This window comes from Glutamicibacter sp. NPDC087344 (assembly GCF_044744225.1).
In the GTDB taxonomy this organism is placed as follows: domain Bacteria; phylum Actinomycetota; class Actinomycetes; order Actinomycetales; family Micrococcaceae; genus Glutamicibacter.
Genome location: NZ_JBIUXY010000010.1, coordinates 97,886 through 114,438 on the forward strand (window position 1 = coordinate 97,886; position 16,553 = coordinate 114,438).

Annotated in this window: 14 protein-coding genes; 9 read left to right on the top strand and 5 right to left on the bottom strand. The window is 59.5% G+C overall.

The features are described from left to right. Positions 1 to 51 precede the first annotated feature (51 nt). Complete coding sequence (locus tag ACIOWL_RS16910) at positions 52 to 1,425, top strand: CoA transferase (RefSeq protein WP_400387693.1); 1,374 nt, start codon at positions 52 to 54, stop codon at positions 1,423 to 1,425. On the opposite strand, the gene ACIOWL_RS16915 is transcribed toward ACIOWL_RS16910, so the two are convergent. Further along, a complete protein-coding gene (locus ACIOWL_RS16915) occupies positions 1,422 to 2,261 on the bottom strand; it encodes a PaaX family transcriptional regulator C-terminal domain-containing protein (RefSeq protein WP_400387695.1) in 840 nt (279 codons plus the stop codon). The two genes, ACIOWL_RS16910 and ACIOWL_RS16915, sit on opposite strands and share 4 nt — an antisense overlap. Then, on the bottom strand, positions 2,251 to 3,114 hold the full coding sequence (gene kynA / locus ACIOWL_RS16920) for a tryptophan 2,3-dioxygenase (RefSeq protein ID WP_400387697.1): 864 nt from the start codon (positions 3,112 to 3,114) through the stop codon (positions 2,251 to 2,253). The genes ACIOWL_RS16915 and kynA overlap by 11 nt, the downstream gene beginning before the upstream one ends. Positions 3,115 to 3,266: 152 nt before the next feature. Between kynA and ACIOWL_RS16925 the strand changes: the two genes are divergently transcribed. From ACIOWL_RS16925 to ACIOWL_RS16940, 4 genes are all read left to right on the top strand, one after another. Continuing rightward, complete coding sequence (locus ACIOWL_RS16925; RefSeq protein WP_400387699.1) at positions 3,267 to 3,953, top strand: CE1759 family FMN reductase; 687 nt, start codon at positions 3,267 to 3,269, stop codon at positions 3,951 to 3,953. A gap of 254 nt (positions 3,954 to 4,207) precedes the next feature. Further along, positions 4,208 to 4,993 (top strand): 2-oxo-hept-4-ene-1,7-dioate hydratase, encoded by a 786-nt coding sequence (gene hpaH / locus ACIOWL_RS16930; RefSeq protein ID WP_400387701.1) that lies wholly within the window; start codon positions 4,208 to 4,210, stop codon positions 4,991 to 4,993. Then, the gene (locus tag ACIOWL_RS16935; protein ID WP_400387703.1) at positions 4,978 to 5,787 is read left to right on the top strand and encodes an aldolase/citrate lyase family protein; all 810 of its coding nucleotides are present in this window, start codon (positions 4,978 to 4,980) and stop codon (positions 5,785 to 5,787) included. The genes hpaH and ACIOWL_RS16935 overlap by 16 nt, the downstream gene beginning before the upstream one ends. Before the next feature lie 84 nt (positions 5,788 to 5,871). Continuing rightward, positions 5,872 to 7,182 carry a DUF6350 family protein gene (locus ACIOWL_RS16940; protein WP_400387705.1) on the top strand — a complete coding sequence of 437 codons (1,311 nt, stop codon included), beginning with the start codon at positions 5,872 to 5,874 and terminating at the stop codon, positions 7,180 to 7,182. A 105-nt stretch (positions 7,183 to 7,287) separates the two neighbouring features. Here ACIOWL_RS16940 and ACIOWL_RS16945 read toward each other — a convergent pair whose 3' ends face one another. Further along, positions 7,288 to 7,809, bottom strand: coding sequence for a DinB family protein (locus ACIOWL_RS16945; protein ID WP_400387708.1), 522 nt, complete (start codon positions 7,807 to 7,809; stop codon positions 7,288 to 7,290). Positions 7,810 to 7,959: 150 nt separating this feature from the next. Here ACIOWL_RS16945 and purN point away from each other — a divergent pair, with 150 nt between their 5' ends. Then, positions 7,960 to 8,526 carry a phosphoribosylglycinamide formyltransferase gene (gene purN / locus ACIOWL_RS16950; RefSeq protein ID WP_400387711.1) on the top strand — a complete coding sequence of 189 codons (567 nt, stop codon included), beginning with the start codon at positions 7,960 to 7,962 and terminating at the stop codon, positions 8,524 to 8,526. 63 nt (positions 8,527 to 8,589) lie between these two features. Then, positions 8,590 to 10,101 (top strand): SDR family NAD(P)-dependent oxidoreductase, encoded by a 1,512-nt coding sequence (locus ACIOWL_RS16955; protein WP_400387714.1) that lies wholly within the window; start codon positions 8,590 to 8,592, stop codon positions 10,099 to 10,101. 82 nt (positions 10,102 to 10,183) lie between these two features. Here the strand turns inward: ACIOWL_RS16955 and ACIOWL_RS16960 are convergent, their stop codons facing one another. Further along, the gene (locus tag ACIOWL_RS16960) at positions 10,184 to 13,195 is read right to left on the bottom strand and encodes an alpha-mannosidase (RefSeq protein ID WP_400387717.1); all 3,012 of its coding nucleotides are present in this window, start codon (positions 13,193 to 13,195) and stop codon (positions 10,184 to 10,186) included. 450 nt (positions 13,196 to 13,645) lie between these two features. On the opposite strand from ACIOWL_RS16960, the gene ACIOWL_RS16965 reads away from it, so the two are divergent. After that, entirely contained in the window at positions 13,646 to 14,224 is a 579-nt protein-coding gene (locus ACIOWL_RS16965) for a TetR/AcrR family transcriptional regulator (RefSeq protein ID WP_400387720.1), read from the top strand. A 7-nt stretch (positions 14,225 to 14,231) separates the two neighbouring features. On the opposite strand, the gene ACIOWL_RS16970 is transcribed toward ACIOWL_RS16965, so the two are convergent. After that, complete coding sequence (locus tag ACIOWL_RS16970; RefSeq protein WP_400387723.1) at positions 14,232 to 15,569, bottom strand: MFS transporter; 1,338 nt, start codon at positions 15,567 to 15,569, stop codon at positions 14,232 to 14,234. A 150-nt stretch (positions 15,570 to 15,719) separates the two neighbouring features. Between ACIOWL_RS16970 and ACIOWL_RS16975 the strand changes: the two genes are divergently transcribed. Then, the gene (locus ACIOWL_RS16975) at positions 15,720 to 16,496 is read left to right on the top strand and encodes a hypothetical protein (protein ID WP_400387726.1); all 777 of its coding nucleotides are present in this window, start codon (positions 15,720 to 15,722) and stop codon (positions 16,494 to 16,496) included. The last annotated feature ends 57 nt before the right edge of the window (positions 16,497 to 16,553 follow it).

The window sequence follows — 16,553 nt, forward strand, 5'->3', positions numbered from 1 at the left end:
TCGGCCTCGTACCTCTATATAGAGGTACAAAAAGAGGCGTAGTGTGGCGTCATGAGCGCAGAATTTACTCCTGGGGACACCTCGGATTCGTGGGACATCCTCGGCTCCGGGTTTCATGCCATGGGGCTCCTGGACCGACCACGAGTCGCGCAGGAGCTGACCCCGTACTGGTGGGGTGGCGCGTTAAGCGTCGAGGGGCTCGCATTACACGCAGTGAGACTGATCGAGCAGGCTATTGGCGAGTTGTCTGCCGGACGTTTTGAGCTGACTAGCGGCCTCGCTCAGATGGCCGCCGGATATGAATCCTATAAACACCTGAGGATCTCTGGACGGCAGATGCAGTCGTTTGCGCCGTTGTCCGGATTCTTCCCCACGGCTGATGGCTGGATCAGAACCCATGCAAACTATCCGCATCATCGCCGGGCGCTCTTGGCGGCGCTGGAGATTCGTGAACCGGATCAAGTGGCCACGGCACTTGGCGAAACGAGTGCCCTCGATGCTCAAGAGCGGATCGTAGCAGCTGGCGGGATTGCCGCGGCGGTGCGCAGCCGGACTCAATGGTTGGGTGAACCGCAAGCCCGGGCCGCCAGCGCGGGTCACTGGGCCCAATTCCGGTTAGCTCAGCGTGGCACCCCGGCCGGCTGGACCTTCGATCCCCGAGCAGATCTGCCACTGAGTGGGCTCAAAGTTCTAGACCTCACCCGGGTTATTGCCGGCCCGACCGCCTCACGCACCCTGGCGGCGTTGGGTGCGCAAGTACTCCGGATTGACGGACCGCGGTATCCCGAGCTGCTCGATCAGCATATCGACACCGGCTTCGGCAAACGCAGTACGGTCCTGGACCTTGCCACAGCGCAGGGATCTTCTGCGATTGATCAATTGCTGGCCCAAGCTGACGTCGTGATCCTTGGGTATCGACCAGGGGCGCTGGAGGCTCTGAAGGTGTCTGCCGAGCAGCTGCAGGAGCGCTATCCGCAGCTGGTCGTTGCGCAGCTGTGTGCTTGGGGAGTCGAAGGGCCCTGGGGCACACGCCGAGGTTTTGACAGCATTGTCCAAGCGGCCACCGGCATCGCGCAGGCCTACGGTCTGCCGAATGGCAAACCTGGTGCATTGCCGGTGCAGGCGCTTGATTATGCCACCGGGTACGGTGTTGCCGCTTCGATCATTTCCCTGGTTCGGGCGCGAACTGAACTCGATGTTGTGGGTGGCGTCAGCTTCTCGCTGGCCAGAACCGCGCATGCGCTGTTTGAGTTTCCCCGACCCACGTCCCCGCTGATCGAGCTGGAGGGGCCGCGGACCGCTCGCCGAGCTAGCACCTTTGGGCAGCTTGATTATGTCCTTCCGCCATTCACGCTCAACGGAACACAGCTTGACTACCTGAGCGCGCCGAGGCCTTATGGGGTCGACGAGCCTGTCTGGATTTAACCGGCCAGCACGTCTTGTGCGAAGTGTTGGGCTTTGGCTTCATAACTTCCGGAGAGCTGGAGGAAACGTTCCCGGCTGAGGATTCCAGGCCATGTGGATGGCAACATGGAGGCCGGTAGCCCCGGGTCAAGATAGGGCAGTGCCCGCCACGCATCAATCATCAAAACATAACCGCGGTAGGCCTCGGAGAATGAGGCTGGCTCGTTCGTTAACGACTCGGTGCTGTTCAAGAACGTTGTATGAAGTGTCTCCAACCGGTCTAGATCCCACCAGAGCCGGGCTGCCTGTGACGGGGTGCTGGGGAAATCCGGAGTTTGGGTGGTGAACACGGTGGCATAGGACCGCACCTGAAGCGCGCTCAGCACCTGGAGAACCTCGGCACGCAGGTAGGCCGGGAAGATCCACAGCCCGGCGGCGACCAGGCCGCCACCGAGCTGAAGAAAATGTTTGCGTACCTGATGCCGGAGCGGACGCATCGTTTCTGGCAAGGAATACGCGACCAGGCACCACCAATCCTCGGCCTGCATCTGCCGGGGTGTGAAGATCCGCTGGTTGCCCCTGGCAAACATTGCCTGTGCCTGCACGGTGACGTGCAAGCAGGAGTTCTCAGACTGATCCAGCACCCCGCGGTCAACAAGGCGTGAAACAGCCGTTTGCGCCGCCGCCGTTGACACTCCGGCGGCAGCGGCAAGGGCGAGAACTTTACTTCGGGCCACAGGTGTCGATTCGTGGCGCAAGTAGAGTCCGGCAATGGTGCGGATCATCGATACGGCACTACCCGTGCGTGCTTCAAAGTCGTCGAGGGTAAACGAAACAAGCTCAGTGTCAGTTGCCAATTTCGGTGCGCACCGCAAATAGCTCAGGAAAAAACGTCAAGTCCAGGGCTCGTTTGAGGAAATCAACTCCGGAGGAACCGCCGGTTCCGCGTTTGAATCCAATGGTTCGCTGCACAACACGCAGGTGGCGGAAGCGCCAGGCTTGGAAGTTGTCTTCCACGTCCACTAAATCTTCACACGCCTGATAGAGGCTCCAGCGGGTCTGCTCGGATTCGTAGATCTCTTTAAATACCGGAATCAAAGACTCTTGGAAGGTCCACGGAGTGGTGACATCGCGTTCAAGGATTTCTGCCGGGATTGAATATCCATGGCGTGCAAGCGCTGCGAGGAAAACGTCATACAACGTTGGTTCGTTGAGCAAGTTGGTCAGTAACTCATGTGCTTTGGGGTCCGCTTCATGAACCTTGAGCATTCCGGCGTGTTTGTTGCCGAGGATAAATTCGATGGCGCGGTACTGGAAGGACTGGAATCCGGAGGACGAACCGAGGAAACCACGGAACTGCGCGTACTCACGGGGCGTCAGTGTCGCTAGTACCGACCATTGTTCGGTCAGGGTTTTTTGGATGTGTTTGACGCGGGCGAGGCACTTGAGCGCCTTGCCGATGTCGTCGGCACCTAACAGGCGACGTGCCTCGAGAAGCTCGTGGAGCATGAGTTTCAGCCATAGCTCGGAGGTCTGATGCTGAATGATGAACAGCATTTCATCGTGGTGCTCCGGGACGCTGACCGGATGCTGGGCGGAAAGTATGCGCTCCAGATCCAGATAGCTGCCGTAAGACATGGTGTTGTGGAAGTCCGTTCGGACCCCGGTCTCAATGTCGCGCTGATTAGTTCCATGCTGGTCGGTGCTCATGAGAACTAGAGTATCAATATCGTTCCGATCGTCACAATAGTGAAAATCTGAAATCTTAGCGGAGGTGCAAAAGATTTCTGCGACGGGGAATAGATTTCCCGGGGTTAGGGTTGATACATGCATACGCATCTAAATATCTGAAGGGTATGAACATGAGCAAGTCAGTTGTGGTGATCAGCGGTGGCCTGGGTAGTCCATCTAGTTCTTCATTGCTGGGACGTCAATTGGGTGATTCGATCGCCGCGGAATTGGCTCTTTCCGGTGTGCAAGGCGACATCACCAATGTCGAGCTGCGCGAGTATGCCAGCGACATCACCAACAATATGCTGACGGGGTTCGCGGCCCCTGCCTTGCAAACGGTGATTGACGCCGTGACCAAAGCCGATGTGCTGGTTGCGGTGACACCGGTGTTTACCGCGTCGGTTTCTGGCTTGTTTAAGTCATTCCTGGACATCTTGGACCCGAAATCGCTGAGTGGAAAGCCTGTGGTGCTCGCGGCCACGGCAGGAACCCAACGTCATCAGTTGGCCATTGATTACGCCATGCGACCGATTTTCGCCTACCTGCGGGCGCAGATCATGCCAACCACGGTCTTCGCGGCATCGGAAGACTTCGGCGGCCAAGGGCTCTCCGGCACCCTGTCCGAGCGTGCTGAACGTGTCGCGAAGGAAGTGGTGTTGACGCTGGCCGGATCCGCTGGCGAGCTGAAACAGGATACCGACCTGGGGGACACCCGATCTATCGCACCCTCTGTCAGCGAAAACGCAGATCCAAACGATGAGATGACGTCGCTGCCATTCGAATCCCTTCTGGCAAACGTCCGCGCTGGAATGAACTAGGTGCAATGAACTAACCAGCGCAGTCGAGTCAGATCCCGCCGGAATAACGAGCATTTTTTGCTCGGGCTCCGGCGGGATTTTTGTATTCTGCGACGGATGGAATCGGGTTGGGGCCTGGCAACAAAAAATGTTAGTACGATGTGCCAAGCCAGCCGAACGGCTATACCATCAAGGATTGTGGGCCTTGCAATGATGCCAAGGCGTCCGGCGGTGCCCGCATAGCTTTGTACTCCCAGTGAAAGGTGTAGCAGTCGATGCTATCCGAGGAAACAATCACGGCAATTGCCGATGAGCTGGTCCAAGCCGGAGCCACCCGCACCCCTGTGCCCCGACTGACCGCCCGCTATCCGGAAATGACGGTCGAGGACTCGTACCGGGTGCAGAATCTGTGGCGCCAACGCTCCGAGGCCAACGGACGCGTGCTGGCTGGCCGCAAAATTGGGCTGACCTCCCGGGCCATGCAGATGGCAACCGGAATCACCGAACCGGACTACGGCATCATCTTTGATGACATGGTTCTGGATTCAGGCTGCACCGTGAAATGGGACCAGTACACACACCCGCGGATTGAAATGGAGCTGGCATTCAAGCTCAAAAAAGACATCCAGGGCCCGAACGCAAATATTTTTGACGTGCTCGAAGCTACTGAATACGTTATCCCGGCCTTGGAAATCCTCGACTCGCGCATCGAAATGGAAGGCCGCACGATTGTGGACACCATCAGCGACAACGCTGCGATGGGTGCCATGGTCATTGGCGGCAACCCGGTGCGCCCCGAAGCGGTAGACCTGCGCTGGATTTCGGGCATCCTGTTCAAGAACCAGACAGTTGAGGAAACCGGCGTCGCTGCCGGTGTGCTGAATCACCCGGCAGCCGGGGTGTATTGGCTGGCAAACAAGATCGCCGCCCACGGCGATAAATTGAATGCCGGCGAAATCATCTTGGCCGGGTCATTCACCAGGCCGATGTGGGTCTATGAGAACGACACAGTATTTGCCGACTATGGACCGTTGGGAACCGTGACATGTCATTTCGAGTAGAAGCCGATCCCTCGCTGAAGGATGCACTGAAAAACGCACAGGGTTCACTGTCCGGGGTCTGGGTATGCTCGGGATCTCCGCTGGTTGCCGAGATCTGCGCCGGTGCCGGTTTTGACTGGTTGTTCATCGACGGCGAGCACTCACCCAACGACCTGCAAACCGTTTTAGCCCAGCTCCAAGCTGTCCGCGGTTATCCAGTGGTCCCAGTGGTGCGCCCGCCGGTCAACGATCCGGTGATCATCAAGCAGTACTTGGATTTGGGTGCGCAGTCACTAATCATTCCGATGGTCAACAATGCCCAGCAGGCCGCCAACGCGGTTGCCGCCTGCCATTACCCGCCGGCCGGAGTGCGCGGTGTCGGTTCGGCCTTGGCTCGTTCGGCGCGGTGGAACCGCATCCCGGACTATCTGCAACGCGCCGAGGAAACCATCACCATCATGGTGCAGATCGAATCGGCCGAGGCCGTAGAGAATGTTGAGCAGATTCTTGCCACCGAGGGGGTTGACGGAATCTTCATCGGACCTTCAGACCTGGCGGCCTCCATGGGGGTCATCGGTCAGCAAAACCACCCCGAGGTTGTTTCCGGGGTGCTGAAGTCCATCACAGCGGCACGCACCGCCGGCAAATACGCGGGGGTGAACGCCTTTGACGAAAGCACCGCCCGCAAATACATCGAGGCCGGGGCCCAGTACGTGGGTGTCGGCGCCGACGTGGCCCTGCTGGCTCGCTCCACCGAAGCGTTGGCGGCTCGCTACAGGGCAGAGGCCTCGGGACAGACGCCGGACAGCTACTGACACAGGCGACCTGCGTTACCCTGGGTGCCATCATTGCGCGTCGATCCTGATCGGTTGGCGCCGATGGTGGCACCATGGAAGATGATGAACCGCGAAAAGAAACCCATGAAGGCAGTGATGTTGCGCCTGCGCAACGGTTGGCCGATGCCTCTTGCCCTGCAAGGGGTCTTCGAGATTCTGCAGTCGGTTGTGTTCTGCCTGGCCTTGATTACCGTCCCGCTGATCGCTGTGTATTTCAGCGGCGGTTTTCTGGAGGAGTCTTTCGAGGTCATTCTTCAGTTTGGCGGTTTCATCTGGCTGCTGATCCACGGTGTGCCGATTGAGGTTTTCAACGTCGGTCCGGAGGCGGATCCGAGCTCGATGACCGGATGGCTGACGTTGATGCCGTTGGGCCTGAGCCTGCTGCCCTTCCTTTTTTGTTTGCGTGCGGGCCGGCGGATAGCGCGCGCCTCCTACACGGATCAGCTCTGGCAGGGATTGCTCGGTGCGATCCTTGCCTATGGCGCCATCGGCACCGGAGTGGGCTTCCTGGTTGCCAATGACTACGGCCGGGTTAATATCCTTGCGGCCACTTTCATTCCACTGATCATCGCCTCGTTGGGCCTGATCATCGGGGCGCGCCGCGAAGCCGGCTCCTGGGGAAGGCTGTTCGGTATGGATACCGCAGCTTATCTACGCAGTATTTCGCCCCACCGCCGATGGGCGGGCTCCTACGTCTGGCACGTGATCGTCTCCGGATTCATGGGTTATGTGGCAGCCGTCGGCATCTCCGGCATCCTGTTGACCATCACCCTGGGACTGCATTGGACCGAGGTCGCCAACGTCTACCAGGAGTTGCGGCCCGGACCCATCGGTTCGGCTGCACTGACCCTGCTGCAGCTTTCGCTCATCCCCAATACCGTGTTCTGGGTTTTGTCATGGATCAGCGGCGGAGGTTTCAGCCTGGGGTCCGGCAGCACCCTGTCCACCCTGGAAACGACCGTTGGCCCGCTGCCCTCAATTCCGATGCTGGCGGCCCTGCCCTCGGGTGAACCCGACTACCAGTGGCTGTACCTGCTGATTCCGGTGCTGGCCGGCATCCTGGCTGGCTGGTACTTCATGCGTGTGGGGGAGAACCACCTGGAAGACTGGTTCGCTCGACGCATCCCGTTTAACGTGCTGGCCTTGGGTGCGTCTACTGCCTGCCTGGCGATTTTTACCGGCATTGTGGCTGGGGTGCTGTCCCTGGCCGGGTCCTGGCTGTCCTCCGGCTCACTGGCTATCGGCCGGCTGACCGAGCTCGGCCCCCACATCTGGCTCACCGCAGGAGCGCTCGCCCTGCAAATTGGCGTCGGCACGGCGATTGGTTACCTGATTGCCCCGCTGTTTGAAGCGGATCCGGTACTGGAAGGCTAAAAGCCTCGGGGCGTCGTTCGAGCGGCAACCCGGTCCTGCGCAGCGCTGGCTGAGCATTTTTGGCTGGCTCGGTTCCGGTGGTTTGCCTGCGGAAACCTGCCTTGCCTAGGCTTTCAGGTCCCGCAGGTGGTGCACCACATCGTGCCACGCATACTGGGTGAGGCTTTCTACGGTGAACGCCGAACCATTAGAACGCATTCCCTTGCGGGAATACTTCTCGGGGGCAATATTAGCGAGTTTGCCACCATAGGTCTGCGCCGCGGCCTGCAGCTTGTCAACCGCTTGCGACGTGCTGAGGGTGTTGTAGTTGCCCTGATCCGCCGCAACGTCCTGGTCCCAATTGGGGAACGTCGGTTCGTGCTGATCCAGCATGAGATCCAAACGGCCGCTCATGATCTCAAACATCTCGGCAACGTGCACCACGTATTCCTGATCGCTCCACCGGGTTGCGCTGCTGCGGGTTCTGGCGTTTGGCCGGTCGAGTACCGATCGGTAGCGCTGTACCACCTCTGGCAACTGTGCCACCACAGAGTTCACGGACACCCCGCTAACCTCGGCTCCGCATTCGTTGCACTTCTCCTGCAGAACGAAGGTCCAATCCTTGTCATCTGGAACAATTTGGCTCATGGTCGGCTCCTTGGCTGTTGGGCTGGGATTTCAGTTTAGGCATGGAAACCGCAGGTACGCGGGCAGATGAATTGCATGTGACGAACTACGACCGTTGCTCGTGTGGCGCTGGGTCGGTGGCAATTACCGGCCAGCCGTAGAATGGAAGTTATGCGTATTGTGGTTTTGGTGTCCGGCACCGGTTCAAATCTTCAGGCAGTTATCGATGCGGTCGCCAGCGGCGAGTTGCCCGACGTTGAGATTGCCGCGGTGGGTGCGGATAAACACGACACCTACGGCGTCCAGCGCTCGGCGGCCGCGGGGATTGAGACCTTTGTGGTGAACTTCAAGGATTTTGCGGATCGCGGCGAGTGGAATCATGCCCTGACCGAAAAATGCCTGTCCTACACCCCGGACTACGTGGTCTCCTCCGGGTTCATGCGCATCGTGGGTGAAGAATTTATTAATGCCTTCGACGGTACCTACATCAACACCCACCCGGCCTTGCTTCCTTCCTTCCCCGGAGCCCATGGGGTACGCGACGCCTTGGCCTATGGGGTCAAGGTGACAGGTTGCACCGTTCACATCGCTGACGCTGGGGTGGATACCGGCCCTATCCTGCGCCAGGAAGCCGTGGCGATTTTGGATGACGATACCGAGGACAGCCTGCACGAACGTATCAAGGTGGTTGAGCGCCGCCTGCTCATCGCCACCCTGGCCGATTTGGCTGCCAAGTAAGCCACCAGTGCCTTCCCGCAGCATGCCTTGGTGCGGCTGCGGGCAACCCCTAGCGAGACTGAGATGACCGAACATACTTCACCGGCCACCGCCGCAGAGCAAACACCATTCACCGCCGAAGAGCTGGCCACCGCCTTGAAGGTGCTCTCCGTGGTGCACCAGCTGGACTCGGACGATGAACGGCACATCGCGGTACGCCGTGCGACCAGCAACATGTTCAAGGCGGCCAAGCGGTACCGAAAGTCGCAGAAACGCGCCGAGATCAGCGCGGCGGACCGTGCACTGATCGAGAGCACGGCGACCGGCTCGCCGCAGCGCCTGGACGATGAAACCCTGGGCCTGGATTTGAGCAGCCCAACCCAGGGCGACAGCGCCGGCGAATTCCGCAAACCCCGAGGCTGCTATATCTGCAAGCAGCGTTACACCACGGTCGATGCATTCCACCACTACCTGTGCCCCGACTGCGCCAGCGCCGGCCGTGAACGTCGTGACGCCCGGGCGGACCTGAGCGGTAAACGCGCACTGCTGACGGGTGGACGTGCGAAGATCGGTATGCATATTGCCCTGCGCCTGTTGCGCGACGGCGCCCACACCACCATCACCACACGCTTCCCCAAGGACGCCGCCCGGCGTTTCGCCGCGCTTGAAGACAGCGCCGACTGGTTGCACCGCCTGCGTATTGTGGGTATCGATCTGCGTGATCCTGCTCAGGTGATTTCGTTGGCCGATCGCGTCGCGGCCGAAGGCCCGTTGGATATCTTGATCAACAACGCCGCCCAGACCGTGCGCCGCACCACCAATTCCTATCAGCACCTGATCGAATCCGAACAGCAGCCCCTAGCCGGTGAACTGGCCTTTGGACACGGCGGCCCCGAGCTGTGGGGTGAAGCCAACCCGCCGGCCGAGCATCCACGCGCCTTGGCTAGCGCTTTCAGGCTGGAAGATTCGGCGTTGCTGGCTCCTACTGCCGTGGGCAGTTATGACGCGCAACAGTTGGCGGACCTCGCGATGACCGCCGGCTCCGCATCCTTGGAGCGAATCGCCGCTGGCACTGCGATTGATGCCGGAGGACTGGTTCCGGATGTGGTCACGGAGAATTCGTGGACACAGATCCTCGGCGACGTGGATGCCTTGGAAATGCTCGAAGTGCAGCTGTGCAACGTCACCGCACCGTTCCTGCTGGCCTCCCGCTTGCGCCCGGCCCTGGCGGCCAGCCAGGCGCGGCGCAAGTACATTGTGAACGTCTCCGCGATGGAAGGCCAGTTCTCCCGGCGTTACAAGGGTGCAGGGCACCCGCATACCAACATGGCCAAAGCTTCGTTGAATATGCTCACCCGCACCAGCGCCGAAGAAATGCTCTCCACCGACCGGATCCTCATGTCCGCGGTAGACACCGGCTGGATCACCGACGAGCGTCCGCACGATTCCAAGGTGCGGATGGTTGCCGAAGGCTGGCACGCACCGTTGGATCTCATTGACGGCGCGGCACGTGTTTATCAGCCAATCGTGGACGGGGAACGCGGAATCGATTTGTACGGATGTTTCCTCAAGGATTACGAACCATCCCCGTGGTGAACCGCTAAATAACGGACCGAATGGTAGTGAACCACTGGGACAAGGCGGGCCCGTGAGGGCCCGCCGTGCCTCATCACAGCGATTACTGCACCAGGGTGAAGCGCATCGTGCGCACCTCGAAGGCGCCTAATTGTAAGTCAAGAGAATCACCGGCTGGATGCACCGCATCCAGGGCATCCTCCAACAGGCTCACCGTGGTTGCCGAGCGGACCGGACGGTTGATTCTCAATGTCCCGGTAGCTCGGCGGCCCAAGGACTCATAAATACGCACCACCAGATCACCGGAACGGTCGGCGGCCAGCTTCACGCTGGAAACCACCAAACCTTCACCGCTCAGGCTCACCAGCGGGTCTACTTCATGGGCTCCTAAACGTGTTGTCGCGGAGCTGTTGAGCAGGGCACCGGCCTGGGTGGCGCTGGAGATATCCGCCCCGATGACCAGCCCGTAACGGTGGGTTTGCAGCCCCTGATCGGTGTGCGGGTCGGGGAACCGCGGCGCACGCAGCAACGACAACCTGATGGTGGTGGTGACGTGCGCGTCTTGCGCCTGCCGGGTCACATCAAAACCGTAGATCGAATCATTGATTAGCGCGGCCCCAAAACCAGGTTCTTCGGCCAGCACAAAACGGTGCATGGAGGTTTCGAACTTGGCCGCCTCCCAACTGGTGTTCACATGGGTCACCCGCTTGTGATACCCAAACTGTGTTTCGGCGATGGTGTGCTCGGCCCGGATATCCAAGGGGAACGCGACCTTGAGGAATTTCTCGGCCTCGTGCCAGTCGGTGCTCTGGGAGATCTGCAACGTACGTTGACCGGGAGCCAAGGACAGTTCTTGCACCAGCGTGGAATTGGAAAAACTGCGGGTGACGGTCACGGTTGCGGTGCCGTCAACAACCGAGAGTTCCAGGCTGTCTATTTCACGCAGATCGACGACCTGGTTGCGGTAGTACTTATCCACATCCCAGGCATCCCACATATTGGGGAAGTCCTGGTGCAGTTGCAACAGGTTGGCTTCACTGCCTGCGGCAATGGTTTCACGCCCGGTGGCCAGATCAACCGCGGAGGTAATCAGGCCTTCGGCCGTAATCACCACACGGACCAGTTCGTTGGACAGGACGTAGCCACCGTCCAAGGGCTCTGCCTGGACCGAACCAAGCAAGGACGGGTCGAGTTCACGGGCCGCGCCAAAGGCAACCGCCCGGCGGGTGAATGCGGCGGCGTTAAAGGTCAGCGGGCGCTGGCCGGAACCCGCTAGTACGTCCTGCGCTCGGGAAATCAGTTCCTGGGCTTGGGTACTGACCTCGGCATAGCGGGCCACAACTTCACGGTGAACCCAGGCAATAGAGGTACCCGGCAGGATGTCGTGGAACTGGTGCAGCAGCACCGTCTCCCACAACTCATCAAGCTGCTCGTAGGGGTATGGTTCCCCGGTGTAAACCGTGGCGCTCGCGGCCCAGAGCTCTGCCTCTACCAACAGCTGTTCGGAGCGGCGGTTACCCTGTTTGGTTTGGTGCTGGCTGGTCAAGGTGGCGCGGTGAAGTTCCAGATAAAGTTCACCCACCCAGACTGGCGGATTCGGAAGCTCATGTTTGGCCCGGGCGAAGAAGTCATTGGGATGCTCCCAGGACACCTTGGCGCTGCCCTCCAGATTGGCCAGGCGCCTGGCCTTGCCAGTCATTTCCCGGGTGGTGCCGCCGCCGCCGTCGCCCCAGCCAACCGGAGCGATTGAATTGTTGGTCAGCCTGGCTTCGCGGAACTGGCGTGCGGCCTTGGCAACCTCTTCACCGGATAGTTGAGAGTTGTAGGTGTCCATCGACGGGAAATGGCTGAACATCCGCGACCCGTCAATACCTTCCCAATCGAAGGTGTGGTGCGGGAACTTGTTTTGTTGATTCCAAGAGATCTTCTGGGTAAAAAACCACTCGAATCCGGCCCGGCGCATCAGCTGCGGCAGGGCGGGGGAGTAACCGAAGGAATCGGGCAACCAGACACCTTGGGAGGTGATGCCGAATTCTTTGCGGAAAAAGTTCTGGCCGTAGAGGAACTGGCGCACCAGGGACTCACCGGAGGGCATGACGGTATCCGACTCGACCCACATGCCGCCCAACGGGAGGAAGCGGCCTGCGGCGACTTGTTGCTTAACCCGGTCCCAGACCTCGGGACGGTGAGTTTTGAGCCATTTGTACTGCTGGGCGCTGGACATGCCGTAGAGGAACTCCTCTTCGGTTTCCAGCAGCTCGACCATGGAGGAGCTGGTGCGGGAGACCTTCCGGATTGTTTCCCGCAACGGCCAAAGCCATGCCGAATCGATGTGCGAATGTCCGATGGCCGAGATGCGATGGGCGCTGTGTTCGGCACCAGCCGCCAGCACGGCGGCCAGCTGGTCACGGGCCGCCTGCGCGGTTTGCTGAATTTGTTGCAGGTCCAGCACGTCCAGCGCGTCATCCATAGCCTGCAGAATCTGGAAGCGGCGCGGACCGTCGGACAGCTGTTCCTGGAGGTCAAAAAGCACTTCCAGGTCAAGCGCCAGGTCGTGGACCACGGGTTCAAAAACTGCCAATTCGACGCGGCGCAGCGTGTAGAGCCGACGCGAGGAGGAGGTGAGGATGTCGCCTTGTTCGGTCGGCAGGAACGGGTGGTAATCCAGCAGTACCGGATTGGAAGCGGCTTCCAAATAGAGGTCAACAACTTCATCGCCGGTGGCCTGCGTGGCGATCGGCACCCACTGGTTGCGCGGGTTCAGCGCCTTGATGGTGATTCCGTCCGGGCGGTAGATCAGCCCCTCGCATTGGAAGCCGGTCATATTGATGTCGAATCCCAGGTCGATGACCGCTTCCACCCGACGGCCAGCCCAGCTCGAGGGGACCTTGCCTTGCAAGTGGAACCAGGTGGTGCCCCACGCCGCGCCCCAGGCGGTACCCACGGTGGTGGGGGTGTACTCCAAAGCGATGCCAGCCGATGGCGGTACCGGCTCACCGGGCAGTTCGTGCCATGACACCTCCAGCGGAACGGTTTCCGAGTAGATGGCCGGACGAATTCTTTCGTCAAGCACACGCTTGATTCGTCCGATGGTCAGCGAAGTGTCGTCGTGCATGAAGACCTTTCAGGGGTGGGACTTGCTGGGGGACAGCTTATTGGCCACCTTATCGAACAAACCCTGAAGGGAGCCGATGCGACTCCCACAGCATCGCAAGGCAAGCTGGCAGTTCACTGCATGTTCTGGAATATGAGCCATTTTGGGTGCACGGTTATTTCGAGCCTTCGGCGAGGGGCCGCCCGACATAAATCATGACGTGCGGCAGCTTCGTAGTACTCCTAGCTCACAGTGAGGGGAACGAAATGCGAACAGGATTTTCGGGTGTGGTTCAGCGTAGATTCGGCGGAATATCAGCTGATACCCAAACTCGCGGACTACCATAGGTGTCTTGCTGCGTGGAATGATCACTTCCACTTCGTCAGAACTTCTATTTCCGGCTACCGTTAAATTTTTACGGATAAGTAACATCAGCACCAAAACCCAAAATTCTGAAAGGTGGGGAAACGCATGCGCTCAGATGCCCTACGGCGACGTAAGCAAATTCTCCGCACAGCACGTGAACTTTTTGCCTCTCATGGCGCGAACGTTGCTATGGAAGCCATCGCTGAAACCAGCCACGTTGGAATCGGCACGTTGTACCGAAACTTTGCCGACAGGATCGAACTGGTTGAAGCAGTGACCCTGGATATGCTCCAAGATGTGATGGATGCTGCCGAGGCCGCCACCGAAAGCTTGGAGCAGGGAGAGACCGCGGCCTGGCCCGACTTCCTGGACACCCTGGTTGAGTTGAACCTCGGTGCGCTGAGCGAATCGTTGAGCATCCAGCTTCCGGCAAAAGTCGGTGCACGGATTTTGCAGCCGCAGCGCGCCACCGCGCTGGCCGTGAGCAAAGCCTTGGAGCTGGCACAGGCGGAAAAGCTGGTTCGTCAGGATCTCACCGGACATGAACTGATCACCGGCATCGGGATGATCACCCGACCTTTGCCGCGGGCGTTTGCCAAGGCCGCGCCGGGTGTCGGCCAGCGGTTGACCCGCATCATGCTTGATGGAATGCTGCCTAACCAAGCGCAGGCGGAGCTGCGCTGAGCAAGAGCTAACCCAGCTCCCGTCCTCGCGTTTCCGGAGCGAACTTGGCCATAAACAGCACGGCGAGGACCACCAGCACGGTGGCGCCAGCGAACAGCCACGTAAGGCCAACGACGGGCCAGAGCGCGGCGAACAGCAGCGGGCCAAAACCGGCGGCAAAGCGGGACATGGTGGAGGCCCAGCCGAATCCGCTGGCGCGAAGCTCTGTTGGATACAGCTCAGAGACGTACGCGTAGAGAACCGGGATCGCGACCTGAACAACCACCCCGAACACCAGGATCCACCCCACGGCGGCGCTAGGGACCGACAGGTTTTGGGCAACGATGATCAACACGATGCCGGAGAGCGGGCCAAAAATTCCAAGCAACCACTTGCGGCCGACCTTCTCTACCAGCAGGGCGGCAATAACCACCCCCAGCAGACCCATCAGCGCCATCACGGCGGTGGCGAAGAACGAGGCGGACTGCGCCATGCCGGCCTCGGTCAAGATGGTGGGTAACCATGTCAGAGCCAGGTAGTAGACCAACAGCACGGTCACAAACAACAACCAGCTGGTGGCCGTCAGTTTCCATGAATACCGCCACAGCATGGCCGCTTGCTTCCACCAGCGCACAGCCTTGGGCAATTCCGCTTGTTCAATGACGTACTCCCGCGGTTGTGCACCCGTACGGGCCACCAGGTCATCGATCACCGCACGCGCCTGGGATTCTCGGCCCTTGGCCGCCAAATACAGCGGGGATTCGGGAACCGAACGGCGTATCACGTACACCAAAAATGCCGGCAGGATCATCACCACCAGGATCAGACGCCAGTTATCCGAGGTCGCCATGACCCATCCGGAGACAAAAAATGACAGAGCGGCCCCGATGGGCCACCACCCATCCATGGCGGTCAGCACCCGGCCACGGAATTTGGCGGGGGTGAACTCGCCAACCAGCGCATAGTCCACCGGGATACACCCGCCTAACCCCACGCCGGCCAAGAAACGGAAGGCCACAAAAAATCCGAAGTTCGGGGAGAGCGCACCGAGCACGGTGAACAGCGCGAACATCAACAGGGTCAGGCTGAAAGCATTTTTCCGCCCGTAGCGGTCAGCGATTCCGCCCCAAAGGAAAGCGCCAAGGGCCATTCCGACGAGGTTTGAGGTACCCAACAGGGCGGCGGTAGGGCGGTCAAGGCCCCATTCTTGGGCGACCAGCGGGATCAAAGCCCCATTGAGCGTCACGTCCCACGCATCGAACATGAAGCCAAGTCCGCCGATGATAAAGATGGTGCCCTGAACCTTCCACTTGAAGGGAAGCTCCTGCACCACATGTGCGCCGGAGGGGAGAGTGGCTGTGGACACGGTGGTGTACCTTTCGGGCTGCAAAGAAGTTTGGTTACTACCGCGTCGAAGCTTAGCCGAAATACGTTCTCGACGTGTATCTTCCTTACGTCTGATTGCCCGTGCCGTCAAGGCCTTTTGTAAGTGCAGGTTAGGGAGTAATCTCTGGACATGGGAGTAGATTGGACCGCTCTCGAAGAGGCGATACGGGTTGCAGCCCTTCGACACGCGGCTGAAGTGATTAGCGGGCACCCGGACCAAGTCTTCTATGCAATTGCCCTGCACGGGGTAAGCACCGAAGAGAGTGACTCCATCGCAATGCCGCTGCTGGCCCTGAACTCGGTTCAGGCTTTGGCTCGCGATAGGGCTACCGACTCACGTGAACAACTTGTTGAACGCGGGGAAGACGTGGATGAACCAGACGATTACGAAGATCGTCCGGATGCAGACGATCTGAATAGCTTGGAGCCGGAACCACTGGTGATCGACGAAGATTCCTTGGTGATTTCCGACGCAGAACACGATGATGAGTCTGAAGATGATGATGAATCGGATGACGGTGAAGATCTTGATGCGGTCCTTGCCTCAATTGAAGCCGATCTAGACGAAGATGATGCCGAAAGTTTTTATTCGGATAAATGGGAACCGAGCGACTGGCATTGGTCTTCGATAGACCTCTGCGAGGAGCCGGCTGCCGGAATCTGGTCTGAAGCACTGACTGACTTGGCTTCCCGCGACGGTTGGGAATCAACCATCAAACGCTACTACGGCTGTTTGGTATCGGTGGCGCATTCATTGCGCAACGAACTAAACACAAAAACCTCGGTGGATTTGGTGTCCTACGTTGCAGACGAAGACCATGCGGAGAAGCTGCTTCGGCTGTGTCTGACCGATCAACAGTTAGCGCAGCATTTTCCGCAGCTCGGTGATCTGGTCCAAGGCCACTGACACGAACTGAAGGGGAACCGGCAGATTTCGATAGAATAGGGAAGGCGGCTGTGCGCC